The following is a 13,731-nucleotide window of genomic DNA, read 5'->3' as shown; positions in this document are numbered from 1 at the left end:
AACTTGAAACAGATAAGAAAGTCTTTGAATTATTCAATATCTCAACAGAATAAATGTAAATTTATCTAGAAAAGCGGTTGATTTTACAGAAGTTAAAGTTTCGTTTCAGAAAAATCCTTAATTCCAAAAAAAATCATCACAATTTTTTCACAAATAGAATCTATACTGGGAAGTGTTAGAAAGACAAAATAATTTTCAAGTGTATAACTCCTAAATTAAACAGCTGACGACCGGTGGGTTGTCAGCTGTGTGTGTTAAGCTGGAAGACCGCCTGTTCGCGTAATGAACGGACGGTCTCTTTCTAGTTCTCATCACTATTATTATTTTGATTTTGTGCAGCCAGCAAATCACGAATTTCCTGTAGATAGTCTTCTGCTGTAGGAGAATCGATTTCTTCTTTATTCTGTCTATTCATTTTATTTGCTGCTTTAACAATCAGGAACAGTACAAAAGCTGTGATAACAAAGGTAATAATGGCACTAATGACATCACCAATATAAAAAGGTACGCCTCTAATTTTAAAGATCATGGAACCGAAGGCATCATCTGCACTGCTCTTGCCGGTTATTAATAAGATAATTAAATTGACAATAGGGGTAATCAGCCCCTCAACGATCTTAGTGACAATAGCAGTAAATGCACTCCCGATCACAACCCCAACAGCTAAATCAAGAACACTGCCTCTCATCATAAATTCTTTGAATTCTTTGAACATTCTATCTCCTCCTCTGTGACATTAGTATACCCAAGTTTAGAAAATTTTTAAATGAATAAAGTCTGGAGCCTTCAAAGAGCCGGAAGCTATGCTATAATTGAGAGTAGACACAGGAAGTTAAAAAAGTATTTAATTCCCTTGTTATTCTTGAATTTAGGATAGAATTTGATTAAGATAAAACAACAAAAGAAAGGTCTGAAATAATGACAGTTAAACTAGCTAAAGGTGTGAACCTTCATGTTCTTCCAACTGAAAAATATAAAACGATACGCATTTTTATGCGTTTTAATACAAAATTAGATCGTAAAACCATTACTAAACGTACATTGTTGTCCAGTTTGATGGAAACAAACAGTCTCAATTACCCAGATCAGACTCTGATGAGTGAAAAGCTGGCCGAATTATATGGAGCCGGCTTTGGATTGAACGTAAATAAAAAAGGAAATCTGCACTGGCTGAATCTTTCCATGAGTATCGTCAATGATAAATATCTAAATGATACAGATGTATTGGGAGAGGCTGTTTCCTTTATTAAAGAAATTGTGTTTTTTCCACATATTATTGAAGATCATTTTGATCAGGAAACATTCGACAGGGAAAAAGAAAATACCGCTGCTTATTTGAAGAGTGTGAATGAAGACAAACAAACTTATGCGGCATTGTCACTGCAGAATCTTTACTTCAGTGATTCAGAAGATCAGCGAATTCCGAGCTTTGGAACACTGGAAGATCTTGAAAAAGAAACTGCGCAAAGTATGGCTGCCTATTATAGTCAAATGATTCGTGAGGATCAGGTGGATATTTTTGTTCTTGGTGATGTGGAAGAGAAACAGATTCATCAATTGTTTTCAGCACTGCCTTTTACTGACCGAGAAGAAGGGATAGGTGAAATTTACTATCATCATTCCATTAGCAATGTTATTAAAGAACGTTCAGATCAGGAAGAGTTGGCACAATCCAAATTGAATATCGGTTATGATACGAATATTTTTTACGGAGATCAGGATTATTTTTCCCTGCAGATTTTTAACGGTGTTTTTGGCGGATTTCCGCATTCCAAACTGTTTATGAATGTTCGGGAAAAAGAAAATTTGGCCTACTATGCATCCAGCAGTTTAGACACCTTTCGTGGGATGCTGACTGTTCAGACAGGGATAGATGGCAGAAATCGCGAGAAGGTATTGCGTCTGGTGGCGACGGAGCTGGAAAATATGCGTCGAGGACAGATCACGGAAGAAGAACTATCTCAAACAAAAGCTATGCTGAAAAATCAGTACCTGCTTTCACTGGACAACGGGGCTGCAGTTTTGGAATCGGCCTACATGGATTTCCTTCTGCCTGAAACACAATTATCAGCGGAAGAGTGGATTCGTCGGATGGAGGCTGTCACGATTAAAGACATACAGAAGATTGCTGAAGGAATAAGCATGCAGGCAATTTTCTTTTTGGAAGGGGAGCAGAAGAATGGATAAAAAAGTCTATCCGCAGATTAACGAAGTTCTTTATACAGAACGTCTGGATAACGGCTTAACGGTATATTTGCTGCCTAAAAATGACTATCATAAAACATATGGACTGTTTACGACGAATTATGGTTCGATTGACAATGAATTTGTTCCTCTCGGAGAAAATAAATTCACTCGTGTTCCTGATGGTATCGCTCATTTTCTGGAGCATAAGATGTTTGAGAAAGAAACCGGGGATGTCTTTCAGGACTTTGGCAGACAGGGAGCTTCTGCTAACGCATTCACAAGCTTTACTAAAACCAGCTACCTATTTTCAACAACAGATCAGGTGAAAAAGAATTTGGAAACACTGCTTGATTTTGTTCAGGAGCCTTATTTTACTGAAGAAACAGTAGAAAAAGAAAAAGGAATTATCGGACAGGAAATTCAAATGTATCAGGATGATCCAAACTGGCGGTTGTTTTTTGGTATTCTTGGCAATCTTTATCCCAAGCATCCGCTGCATATTGATATTGCAGGAACTGTTGAAAGCATCGATAAAATCACGGCGGAAGATTTGTATACATGCTATCATACCTTCTATCATCCTAGTAACATGACACTGTTTATTGTAGGGAAAATGAATCCGGATGAAATGATGTCCTTTATCAGAGCAAATCAGGGAAAAAAGAGCTTTGCGAAAGCTGTGCCGATCAAGCGCCATTTTCCTCAGGAAACAGCTGCGGACATTGTTCGGGAAAGCTCCATTAAAATGCCGGTACAGCGTACAAAAGTACTGGTAGGATTAAAAGGGCTGGAAGATCTTCCAACAGACGGTCTGCAGTTGATAAAGTATAAAACATCTGTGAATCTGCTGCTTCAGCTGCTGTTTGGAAATACATCAAAAAATTATCTTTCTCTTTATAATGAAGGTCTGCTTGATGACAGCTTCAGCTATGAATTTAATTTGGATAGAAGCTTTCATTTCGCTGACATTGGCGGAGACAGCGATCGTCCGGATGAACTGGCTGAAGCGATTGAAAAGATTTTACTGACTTATGGAGAAAGTGCTGAATTAACGGAAGAGAATCTGAATCTTTTAAAGAAAAAAATGATCGGAAAATACTTCCAGTCACTGAATTCACTGGAGTATATTGCCAACCAGTTTTCTCAGTCTTTGTTTGGTGATGTAACACTATTTGATATGCTATCTGTGATTGACCAAATTCAGCTGTCAGATATTAAAGAAGCGGCAGAGACTTTTATCAGAGAAGATGGGCTAAGCAGATTTTACATATATCCTAAGGAGCAGTAACTTTTTAATTGCAAAAGGATTGTAAAATATAAAAAATCGGAGCGATACTGATGAAAAATGGGTGCAAGCGGAGGCATTGGAGCAGCTGTTGCAAAGAAACTGTCGGCAGAAGGCTGGTCTCTGTGTTGTCACTACAATAAAAATAAAAAAAATAGAAAATTTGATTGAAAACTTTCAAAATTGTTATCCTCAGCAAGATTTTTTTATGTTATCCTTAGATATGTTGGATGAGCAGCAGCTGCCGTCTTTTTTTAACGGTCTGTTTCAAGTGGATGCCATTGTTTTTGCAGGTGGATTTACTTGTTATGGTCTATTAACAGATCAGGCAGAGACGGAAATTTCGAGCTTGCTGAACATTCATTTAAAAGTACCCATTTTGATTTGCCGAAAGCTGCAGAATAAATTGAGCCAAAGCGGTCACGGACGAATTGTGTTTATAGGTTCTGTCTATGGTCAGTTAGGCAGCAGTATGGAAGCTGTTTACAAGCTGTGTTAAGGGGGAGCAGGAAGCGTTTGTCCAAGCTTACAGCAAGGAAATTACAAGTCTTCTGGAATTACTGTGAATGCAGTAGCTCCCGACGCAGTGGAGACAGCAATGAATCAACAATGGACAGATGAAGAAATAAAAGAAATAGAAGAGAATATAGCATTGGAGAGAATGGCCCGGCCGGAAGAAATTGCTGGAGCTGCAGCATTTTTACTCTCTGATCAAGCTGATTATATAACTAGAGCGACTATTCCTGTCAACGGCGGATGGTATTGAGGAATTTAGAAAGACTGGAGAAGATGAACGAGTGGCCAGCGTTAACATAGGACAAAAATTAAGAGAAGCACGACTACAAATGAATATGTCGTTAGATGAGCTGCAGCAAATTACCAAGATTCAAAAGCGCTATCTAATGGAAATTGAAGAAAATAATTTCGATTCTATGCCCGGAACTTTTTATGTCCGTGCGTTTATTCGTCAATATGCCAGTGCTGTAAACCTTGATGGTGAAGAGCTCATTAATCATTTTGATGGCAAGGATCTTCCAGAAGAAACTGAAGCTGCGACGGAATATCAGACACTGGAAGAATCGAGATTGCAAATTTACGAAGAAGAGCATGATAATCGTCTGCTTAAGAGTTTGCCGGCAATTATTCTGTCGCTATTTGGGTTGGCAATTGCCATTGTTGTTTTTTATATTATGTGGCAGGATCAAAAAGCAAATCCGATTATTGAACCGCCTGCTTCCAGCATTGTGGTGGAACGATCTTCAGAGGAAAGCTCGTCTGTTGAAAGTACCAGTACGGAGCCGCCGGAAAGTAGTTCATCTGAACCGGAGCAGAGCTCAACAACAGAAAGCTCTAAAGAGAAGCAGGCAGTTGTAACCTATCAGAATGAAGCAAACAGAATTGTGAATATGACTGCGACAGATGTACCTAAGCCAGGTAAATTTTCATTTACAGCTACTACAGGTAATTGCTGGGTTGGGGTGATTATTAATGGCGCCTATATGTTCCAGTCAACAATTCCAGCCGGACAGACACAGGAATATGAGATTCCTGCGGATGTAACCAGTCTGACAATTGCATTGGGTGCTTCAGAGTACATTGATATGAAGCTGAATGGACAATCAATCCTATTTAATCCTAACAATACCGGAATAGGTGAAAGAAATATTATTTTGACTCTTGCGTATCAGCAATAAGAAATTTAATCATGGAGAGGTTGTTCCAAAAGCATTCAGCTCCGAGAACCAAGGGCAGAAACGCTCACTACTTGTAAGCTATAAACTGTAACGAGTGTTTATGCAAGAAAACATCAAATAGTAGGATGGTATGCGAAGCGACTCTCTGATGAATGTGCAGAGATTGAAACACTGGAACACCGTTTATTCGGTTTTAGGGATCTCAGACATACTTATGTCACAGTCCCCTAAAGCCGAATAAATGGCGTTTCAGTCTTTGTATGATTCGAGCATTCGAAGAAGCGTAGGAGCAAGTTCCTCCATGCTTCGAGGATCGAAACGAAGTCCTTCAATTCTTAATGGCTCTGCCGTTTAGAAAGTGATGAGATCGAAACGAAGTGTAGTGAGCACTGCAGATGCAGAAAAATGGATACAGTTTAACGTTTTGTCTCGAGAATCGTTAGATTCGTAGAGACAGCAGTTCTTCTACGCTCCGCATACTGTTCTACTATTCATAGGATAAAAAGGGTTTATCGTGACAGTGAAGAGTGAATAACGTAAAATAGAAATGGAAAGTGAGGGGAAAAATTTGAATTTGCCAAATAAATTAACAGTACTTAGAATCTGTATGATTCCAGTATTTATTTTAGTCGTCAGTCTGCCATTAAATTGGGGAACACTGACAGTCGGAGATACGACTCTTGAAATCACACAATTGACAGCTGCAATTATTTTTGCTGTTGCCAGCGTAACAGACTGGTTGGACGGAAAGATTGCCAGAGCTCGGGGATTAGTAACGAATTTTGGGAAATTTGCAGATCCTTTGGCTGATAAAATGCTGGTTATGACCGCGTTTATTGTCTTGGTTGGACAGGGCAAAGCAGCTGCATGGATTGTTGCAGTTATTGTCTGCCGGGAACTTGCAGTAACAGGACTTCGTTTGCTTTTAGTTGAAGATGGTGAAGTGATGGCTGCAGCTTGGCCGGGAAAAGTAAAAACAGCTACACAAATGGTTGCCATTATTCTGTTGTTTATCAACAATATTCCATTTAATCTGATTGGAATTCCGGTAGATGTACTTATGCTTTATCTATGTCTGATATTTACTATCTATTCCGGAGTTGACTATTTTATAAAGAATTCAAAAGTGTTTAAAGGATCAATGTAGGAAAATATGCAATAAAAAAGAAGTGTTCGTCTGATTAGAGACGGAGCACTTCTTTTTTTAATCTCTTATTGTTTTAAAATGGCAGCCATTGTCCGGCAACAAAGGTGAATGTTGCAGCAGCTACAGCAATCAGCAGGCAAGTAACTCCAAGTATAAAAGCTGTTTGTTTTCTAGCTGTTGCCCGTTTGCGTGTTTGTTTTAATTTGCTGCTCTTCGTTTGAGAATATATCAACAACAGAATGGATAGAATGAGAAAGACTATACTGATTGCATACTCTTTCCATCTTTGCCTTATTTTACCAACAAAAGAGGTTGGAGAGGCAGCATTATTTCCCTCCTTATCAGCACCAGTGTCAGCTGCGACTGTATCAGTGTTTTCAGTTTTCTTTTCCTGATAAGAGATACTTGGCGCAGGCAAACTTGGAGAAACCTTCTCCAGCTGGTTTGACAAAAGCAGCTGCTGATTGTCAGAAAGTATAAATTCGGGCTGTGTCCCTTTTCGCAGCAGTCCATAAAAATCCTGTTCTAAAATAATTTCTTTATTATTAACGGTCTGAGTGCCGGCGGGTAGAACTATTTTATATTCAAAGTTGTTGAAGCCATAGTCAAACAAAGCATTCCCAAATATATGCCGATAGTTTTCACTCTCAGGATCTTCCCAGCTGCCAACGCCAAGAACCACTTCAATCAGCCGCATATCCCCTCTTTTTGCTGTTGCCGCATAGTTAAATGCAGCTTCCGGGCTTGCCCCTGTTTTTAACCCGTCTTCCCCTTCATAACCATAACTGCTGCCGGGAATAGAACGGTTTGAGTTTTCCAAAACTTCTGCGTACTCTGTATTTTCCATAACTGTTACTTGAAATTTATTTGTATATTCCAGAACCTCTGGGTGGTCTTTTAATAAATGATAGAACATCAAAGCAAGGTCTCTTGCAGTGGATGTATTATCTGCCTCAGGATCAATTCCTTCTGGGACATAGTAACCGTTAAATGCACTGGCGGCAGCTCCACTTGGGTTATAAAAGGTAGTGTTGGTCATTCCTAGTGTTTTGGCTTTTTCGTTCATCATTGTGATGAATGCTGCGGCATCGTTGCTTGTTATCAAGTTGGCGAGCATCACAGTTGCAGCATTGGATGAAGCCAGCGTTGTCATGTAGAGCAGGTCAGTAACTGGATAGGCTGCTCCTGCGACAATTGTTGTATTGCTTAGTTCATAAATTTGTGAAATTGCGGCATCACTTTCTGTTGCTGTCACTTGGGTATCCAAAGTCAGTTTGCCTTCTTTAATTGCATCAAGCACCAGATAGACAGTCATCATCTTGGCAATACTTGCAGGATACCAAGCTAAATCCGCCTGATCTGCCCAAATAACTTGCCCGGAATTTGCTTCAATCACAATGGAGGCAGCAGGACGATAAACATCATCCACTGTATACCCGGCATTGCGGGCGATGGACATAATATCCTCAGCAATACTCTCTTGCTGAGTGGTGGTGGTTTCTGTTTCTGGAGCAGTTCCATCTTCAGCAAAGCTGACTAGGGGAAACAGCGCCGTAATTGATAGAATAAATAAACTAGATAATACCATCAAATGACTCAATTTACTTTTATGCATAATAACTCCTTTTCTTATTTGAAACCAGTTCATCATTAATACTTGAAAATGAACTGCTTCTATTTTTCAGGTCCGATGACCGTTATTTCTAAGCGATAGAATCGCTAAAAACTAAAGGCACTCCTTTTCTTATTTGAAACCAGTTCATCATTAATACTTGAAAATGAACTGCTTCTATTTTTCAGGTCCGATGACTGTTATTTCTAAGCGATAGAATCGCCAAAAACTAAAGGCACTCCTTTTCTCATTTGAAACCAGTTCATCATTAATACTTGAAAATGAACTGCTTCTATTTTTCAGGTCCGATGACCGTTATTTCTAAGCGATAGAATCGCTAAAAACTAAAGGCACTCCTTTTCTCATTTGAAACCAGTTCATCATTAATGTTTGAAAATGAACTGCTTTTATTTTGCAGAATCGTGAGGTCCTACATTCTTTTTTTACTCTAAAAAGTATTTTTATTGGGCTAAACTCTTATGATTTATTGTTCTGCTTGTCATGCTATTTCATTTTATATTCGTCAAAACACAAAATTTTTTAAATCGTACTGTAAGGAAGTCTATACCATTATAATGCATTCCAGTCTTATAAAACCAGTTATTTTAGAAAAAAATGAACGATCAACTGATTAAATTTTCTAAATACACCGCAGATAAAAAGACTGTCTTCTATTTACTCTAATAAGTTGAAGAGGATGGATGTATCTTCTAAAAACTTCTTTTCACTTCCCTTAAAGGAAACAGCTATAACTAGAGACTGATTATTTCACTGCTTCTGCTTATCTGAACATCTATAGTTCTATTTTAAATGAAAATAGAAGAAAATTGGGTACTTTTTTGCAATTAATCTAATTAAGGTACAAAAAATTTGTAGAAGCCGGAAGCAAAAAGTTTTAACTTACTAAAAGTAAGTGATATAATTAAGTTAAGTTAGAGATATTAGGAGGCGGTCTCATGATGGCACAAACATTTACAATTAACAATGCAGCCCATATAGGAACTGTTGGGCTGAAAGTAGCCAATCTATCAAAGCAAGTGGCTTTTTATACAGAGATTATCGGTTTGGATATACTGGGAAAAGATGGTGACAGTGCAGTATTGGGTATTAAAGGCAATAGTACGGAATTGCTGAAGTTAAAAGAAGTACAGAATCCCAATATGAAAGCAAAAAAGGCTGGTCTATATCACACAGCTTTTCTTCTGCCGACAAGAAAAGATTTGGGCAATACACTTTTTTCCCTGTTGAAAAACAATACTGCAATTATTGGGGCGTCTGATCATGGTTATAGCGAGGCTGTCTATCTGGAAGATCCGGAAGGTAACGGGATTGAAATTTATAGCGATAAACCGGAAACAAAATGGGATGTTCGCCCAGACGGACAAATTATCGGTATCACAGTCGAAATGGATGCAGAAGGTGTTTTGGCAAGTCGTGATGAAAAAACAGATAAATTCCCTGTAGGTACAAAAATAGGGCACATTCATCTTTCTGTTTCAGATCTGGAGCAAACTGAAAATTTCTATATGAACACATTAGGCATGGGGTTGAAAGATCACTTTGGTCAATATGCCAGCTTTTTTGCAGCAGGAAGCTATCATCACCACATTGGAACAAATGTCTGGACAGGAAGAGGATTGCCGGCTCCTGATGAAAAAGATCTTGGACTCGATTTCTTTACGATACTTGTTCCGGATAAAGCCGCTTTGACTAAGGTAAAAAGGAATGTGGAAAAGAATGGAGAAATAATCATCAGTGAGACGGAAGCTTCTATTTTGCTGCCGGACCCAAGCGGAATTAACGTACGAATTGAAATAGAGTAACAAGCAGGTAAAAGTATGTAATTCAGGAACTGTTATCCAAGAGAGGGCAGTTCCTTTTTCATAATCTAAAGAAGCGTCTATCTAATTTATTTATTTTCATAATTAAGATATGCTAATTGAAAAATAAATTTCTTTTCAGAAATAAATTTTACAAGTTAAATAATAATGTAAATAACTGCAGGTCGAATACTCTGGATTTTATAAAGAATAATAGGGTGCAAAAAGAGTAATTCCTTTTTTTCTGCTATACTTTAGTGGAGGAGGTGTGTCATCGTGAATGTACTAAAACTGGTTCCTTCTGATAAGTATGATATTGCTTCAGCTATTCAGGTCAGCACTTTGCCATTACCTTTCTATAAAGAACATTCTGCTGCGCATCAGCAGTTTTTGGAACAGTTGGAAATAATGGAGGCAGATCATTATGTCGTGCTGAAAAACAGTCAGCCTGTGCTGTTTGCGACAATATCAGGAGAAAGTATTGTCAACTTAATGACGAGAGATATTTCCTGGATGAATTGGAAACTGATTTTCGATGGATTGGAACTCATCGGTAAAACAAGGTTTCAATCTGAAATACGAATGACATTTGCGCAGCCGTTATCACATATGGAACAAGCTGTATTGGAGAAGCATGAGTATTTTTTTACTGATGACGGAACAGCAAGCAGGAAACTTCATTACCACACGGCACTGGTTTTGGGTGGCGGTGGAGCAAGAGGCGCGTATCAGATCGGGGTCTGGCAGGCACTAAAAGAACTTGAAATTCCATTTGAGCTGATTACCGGAACATCAGTCGGTGCATTAAACGGGGCTTTGATTATTCAGGATGATTTTGAACGGGCCAAAGAAATGTGGGAAAAAATTGAGACTAAGAAAATCCTTTCTTTTCCAATGAAGGTGTCATCGAAAAATACATTGTCTGAATTATTGGGACAAATCGCTTCCTTCACTTTGGCAGCCATACAATCAAAGGGAGTTTCAACTCAACCTTTACAGCAGTTGCTGGATGATACCTTTTCAGAAGAAAAGCTCAAATCGGCAAAACAGGAATTTTATATAGTAACAACAGAGCTGCCTGGTGTGACTGAGCGGGTAATTCATTTCAATTCTTGTAAGAATAACCAGCAGAAACAATGGCTTTTGGCATCATCTTCTTTTTTTCCGGCAATGGCTGCTGCAGTGATTGATGAAAAATTTTATATTGATGGCGGTTATAGAAATAATGTTCCGATAGATGTTGCTTTTCAAAATGGAGCTACAGAATATATTGTAGCAGATGTAAAGGGACCGGGCTTTTCAAAACGAACGGAACTGCCGGACTCGCAACCGAAAATTGTGCTGAAAACCCCATGGACATTGGGGAATGTGCTGTTGTTTGATGGGATACGTTCAAAGGTAAATATCCAGCTGGGCTATTTGGAAACCATGAAAGCATTTCAAAAATATAACGGTTATTGGTATACTTTTGATGAAGATTTAAAAAAAGCAGTCTCCATTCAGAAAAGCTTTTTCCGCTATATAAAAAAGAATTATTCACTGTCTTTGTGGAAAAACGGGGAATCCCGAAAGAGAATCTATCAGAAATTGCGTAGATATTATAAAGACAGGGTGTATGAGGAAAATATCAGTCTTGTTTTACTGGAGCTTCTTGGAAAACAAAGAGATATTCCTCCAAATAAGCTTTATACAGTTACTGAATTTATTCAACTGCTGGAAAAAGACGGAGAAGAAAGCCTGCCGGAAAATTCTTTTGACGGGATGATTTCTGTTCAGGAATGGCTGGGAAGATATTATGATGAATTTTTTCTTTTATCGGATAAGAGACAATTTCAGTTGATGACAAATTTTTTAAATGTAGAAGCTGAAGAGAAACAACGGCGTTTGTCAGTCTTGTTTGAACGACTGCCGGCTATGGTGCTGGAAGTATTGATGAACGAATATATACAAAAAGGGAGAAGATAACTATTGGCTGAATTTTCATATGAAATCGTAGAAGAAATTGCAGTACTTTCCGAAAATGCGAAAGGCTGGCGGAAAGAACTGAACTTGGTGAGCTGGAATGAACGTCCGCCTAAATTTGATCTGCGTGACTGGGCGCCTGGTCATGAAAAGATGGGTAAGGGCATTACACTGACAAATGAGGAATTTGAAACCTTGCGTGAAACACTGAAATCCATGTAGAAAGGACACCCTGTCAATGAAAAGTATGACTGGATTTGGGAAAGAAAAAACAGAATGTGAACACTATGAAATTGATGTAGAAATAAAAACCGTTAATCACCGTTTTTTGGATATGCAGCTTAGAATGCCGAAAGAGGCCAATTCTTTTGAACTGGCAATCCGACAAAAAATTAAAGAACGGCTTCAAAGAGGACGGGTAGAAGTCTTTATCAATCTGAAAAAAATAGGGGAAGGCAGTAAAGCAGTTCATGTTCACTGGTCATTAATCCATCAGCTGCTGCAGGAAATTAAAGAAGAAATATACACTCAATACGGAGAAAATACATTTGATCCGTCAGCAAGTCTGAATCAGCTGTTGAATAATTCCGACTATGTTGAAATAGTCGAAGGAAAAGAAACAGATGCAGAGCTTGAGTCTTGTTTACTGGCTGCTGTTGAAGCAGCTATTAATAAAGTGGACAGCAGCCGATATCAAGAAGGTGAAAAGATTAAACAAATTTTGTTTGAGTATTCAAATGATTTTTCCAATCTGGTTGCTCGGCTTGGAGAGTTTACAGAATTATATGAATCTGATTATCGTGATAAATTTGAACAAAAGCTGCGTGACTGGCTGGAAACATCTGTGGATGAAACCAGACTTCTGACTGAGATGGCTATCCTTCTGGAAAAAGGAGATATTCATGAAGAGCTGGACCGGCTGGCAATTCATATTAATAAATTAGAAGAATTGTTAGAGCAGGAAGAGCCTGTTGGAAGGGAACTGGATTTTCTTATTCAGGAGATCAACAGGGAAGTAAATACGATTGGTTCAAAATCCAGTCCGATAGAAATCAAAAATTATGTGGTACAGTTGAAAACAATTTTGGAAAAGATCCGTGAACAGATTCAAAATATCGAATAGGAGTGAGGGTGTGACAAAGCTTCTCCATGCGACGAGTAATCGCAGGAGCACATGCATGAACTTAACTGTGACGAGTAACCGTAGGAGCACGTGTATGAACTTAACTGCGACGAGTAATCGCAGGAGCACGTGTATGAACTTAACTGCGACGAGTAACCGCAGGAGCACGTGTATGAACTTAACTGCGACGAGTAACCGCAGGAGCACGTGCACGAACTTAACTGCGACGAGTAATCGCAGGAGCATCAAGAACCAGTCAGGTATTATCTACTCTGACAGGTCAATCGTAGTGATTTATGACAATAAGGCGGAATATCCGAAAATTGTCAAAGAACACTATTCATAGAATGAATAACTGAGAATAGATACACTCCGCTGCGCTTCGATCATATCAACTGATTTGGTTTTAGGGGACTCAGACATACTTATGTTACAGTCCTTTTCCTTTAACGCTATAATTAAAGAGCAGAATGATAATGAGGTGAGAAGAATGACAAAATATTATGATATAACATTTCATGAATTGAGCGGAAAGTCAGTAATTAAAAGAGAGGTTCTGACTGAGAAAGAACCCTTTGAAGCATGGCAGGATGCCTGTGTTTCTTATACAGATCAGGTGTTGAATATTCAAGTCAATGAGGATAAGTTTATAACGATGGACCGACGTTACATCGTTCGAGTGGATGCAGAGGAAGTTGACGGACCCGCTGAAAAACAAATGAAACGCCGCGATGAATTGATGGGTGTGGTCAATATATTGTCCAATATGGGGATTTAGTTTGAGGAAGAAATGGCTGGAACAGCTGTGAGCCGAGCAGGTCAAACAGTGCTTCAGCTGTTTTAAACTGAGTTTCATTTCTTTGAATAAACTTTCTCATTTAGTTGGAAATTTTTTTCACTC

At 38.6% G+C, this 13,731-nt stretch carries 14 protein-coding genes; 12 read left to right on the top strand and 2 right to left on the bottom strand.

The features are described from left to right. Nucleotides 1–301 precede the first annotated feature (301 nt). Nucleotides 302–715: a large conductance mechanosensitive channel protein MscL gene (gene mscL, locus IW492_RS03940; RefSeq protein ID WP_202065505.1), complete on the bottom strand. Its 414-nt coding sequence runs from the start codon at nt 713–715 to the stop codon at nt 302–304. 203 nt (nt 716–918) lie between these two features. Between mscL and yfmF the strand changes: the two genes are divergently transcribed. From yfmF to pgsA, 6 genes are all read left to right on the top strand, one after another. Continuing rightward, a complete protein-coding gene (gene yfmF / locus IW492_RS03935) occupies nt 919–2,187 on the top strand; it encodes an EF-P 5-aminopentanol modification-associated protein YfmF (RefSeq protein ID WP_202065503.1) in 1,269 nt (422 codons plus the stop codon). Next, entirely contained in the window at nt 2,180–3,475 is a 1,296-nt protein-coding gene (gene yfmH, locus IW492_RS03930; protein ID WP_202065494.1) for an EF-P 5-aminopentanol modification-associated protein YfmH, read from the top strand. The genes yfmF and yfmH overlap by 8 nt, the downstream gene beginning before the upstream one ends. Before the next feature lie 61 nt (nt 3,476–3,536). Continuing rightward, the gene (locus IW492_RS17955) at nt 3,537–3,971 is read left to right on the top strand and encodes an SDR family NAD(P)-dependent oxidoreductase (protein ID WP_330927517.1); all 435 of its coding nucleotides are present in this window, start codon (nt 3,537–3,539) and stop codon (nt 3,969–3,971) included. 99 nt (nt 3,972–4,070) lie between these two features. Then, nucleotides 4,071–4,238, top strand: coding sequence for an SDR family oxidoreductase (locus IW492_RS17950; RefSeq protein WP_229441333.1), 168 nt, complete (start codon nt 4,071–4,073; stop codon nt 4,236–4,238). Between the two features lie 31 nt (nt 4,239–4,269). Further along, the gene (locus IW492_RS03920) at nt 4,270–5,166 is read left to right on the top strand and encodes a helix-turn-helix domain-containing protein (RefSeq protein ID WP_202065492.1); all 897 of its coding nucleotides are present in this window, start codon (nt 4,270–4,272) and stop codon (nt 5,164–5,166) included. A 568-nt stretch (nt 5,167–5,734) separates the two neighbouring features. Then, on the top strand, nt 5,735–6,313 hold the full coding sequence (gene pgsA, locus IW492_RS03915) for a CDP-diacylglycerol--glycerol-3-phosphate 3-phosphatidyltransferase (RefSeq protein ID WP_202065490.1): 579 nt from the start codon (nt 5,735–5,737) through the stop codon (nt 6,311–6,313). A gap of 73 nt (nt 6,314–6,386) precedes the next feature. On the opposite strand, the gene IW492_RS03910 is transcribed toward pgsA, so the two are convergent. After that, nucleotides 6,387–7,928 carry a DUF1958 domain-containing protein gene (locus IW492_RS03910; RefSeq protein ID WP_236671772.1) on the bottom strand — a complete coding sequence of 514 codons (1,542 nt, stop codon included), beginning with the start codon at nt 7,926–7,928 and terminating at the stop codon, nt 6,387–6,389. A 953-nt stretch (nt 7,929–8,881) separates the two neighbouring features. On the opposite strand from IW492_RS03910, the gene IW492_RS03905 reads away from it, so the two are divergent. The 6 genes from IW492_RS03905 to IW492_RS03880 all read left to right on the top strand — a co-directional run bounded on the left by IW492_RS03905 (nt 8,882) and on the right by IW492_RS03880 (nt 13,608). Then, on the top strand, nt 8,882–9,748 hold the full coding sequence (locus tag IW492_RS03905; protein WP_202065488.1) for a VOC family protein: 867 nt from the start codon (nt 8,882–8,884) through the stop codon (nt 9,746–9,748). A 273-nt stretch (nt 9,749–10,021) separates the two neighbouring features. Then, nucleotides 10,022–11,710 carry a patatin-like phospholipase family protein gene (locus IW492_RS03900; RefSeq protein ID WP_202065481.1) on the top strand — a complete coding sequence of 563 codons (1,689 nt, stop codon included), beginning with the start codon at nt 10,022–10,024 and terminating at the stop codon, nt 11,708–11,710. A 3-nt stretch (nt 11,711–11,713) separates the two neighbouring features. Further along, nucleotides 11,714–11,929 carry a YdbC family protein gene (locus tag IW492_RS03895; protein ID WP_202065479.1) on the top strand — a complete coding sequence of 72 codons (216 nt, stop codon included), beginning with the start codon at nt 11,714–11,716 and terminating at the stop codon, nt 11,927–11,929. A 16-nt stretch (nt 11,930–11,945) separates the two neighbouring features. Next, entirely contained in the window at nt 11,946–12,830 is an 885-nt protein-coding gene (locus IW492_RS03890) for a YicC/YloC family endoribonuclease (RefSeq protein ID WP_202065477.1), read from the top strand. 172 nt (nt 12,831–13,002) lie between these two features. After that, nucleotides 13,003–13,176, top strand: a complete 174-nt coding sequence (locus IW492_RS03885) for a hypothetical protein (protein ID WP_202065475.1) — start codon at nt 13,003–13,005, stop codon at nt 13,174–13,176. 144 nt (nt 13,177–13,320) lie between these two features. Next, nucleotides 13,321–13,608: a hypothetical protein gene (locus IW492_RS03880; RefSeq protein WP_202065473.1), complete on the top strand. Its 288-nt coding sequence runs from the start codon at nt 13,321–13,323 to the stop codon at nt 13,606–13,608. The last annotated feature ends 123 nt before the right edge of the window (nt 13,609–13,731 follow it).

The organism is Enterococcus sp. BWB1-3, assembly GCF_016745275.1.
Taxonomy (GTDB): Bacteria; Bacillota; Bacilli; order Lactobacillales; family Enterococcaceae; genus Enterococcus_L.
Note: the sequence above shows the minus strand (reverse complement) of the source record. Positions and strands in the feature narration are given on the sequence as shown.

Coding starts and splice junctions, on each gene's coding strand:
- mscL (WP_202065505.1), bottom strand. CDS start 715: ATGTTCAAAGAATTCAAAGAATTTATGATGAGAGGCAGTGTTCTTGAT.
- yfmF (WP_202065503.1), top strand. CDS start 919: ATGACAGTTAAACTAGCTAAAGGTGTGAACCTTCATGTTCTTCCAACT.
- yfmH (WP_202065494.1), top strand. CDS start 2,180: ATGGATAAAAAAGTCTATCCGCAGATTAACGAAGTTCTTTATACAGAA.
- IW492_RS17950 (WP_229441333.1), top strand. CDS start 4,071: ATGAATCAACAATGGACAGATGAAGAAATAAAAGAAATAGAAGAGAAT.
- IW492_RS03910 (WP_236671772.1), bottom strand. CDS start 7,928: ATGCATAAAAGTAAATTGAGTCATTTGATGGTATTATCTAGTTTATTT.
- IW492_RS03905 (WP_202065488.1), top strand. CDS start 8,882: ATGATGGCACAAACATTTACAATTAACAATGCAGCCCATATAGGAACT.
- IW492_RS03890 (WP_202065477.1), top strand. CDS start 11,946: ATGAAAAGTATGACTGGATTTGGGAAAGAAAAAACAGAATGTGAACAC.
- IW492_RS03885 (WP_202065475.1), top strand. CDS start 13,003: ATGAACTTAACTGCGACGAGTAACCGCAGGAGCACGTGCACGAACTTA.
- IW492_RS03880 (WP_202065473.1), top strand. CDS start 13,321: ATGACAAAATATTATGATATAACATTTCATGAATTGAGCGGAAAGTCA.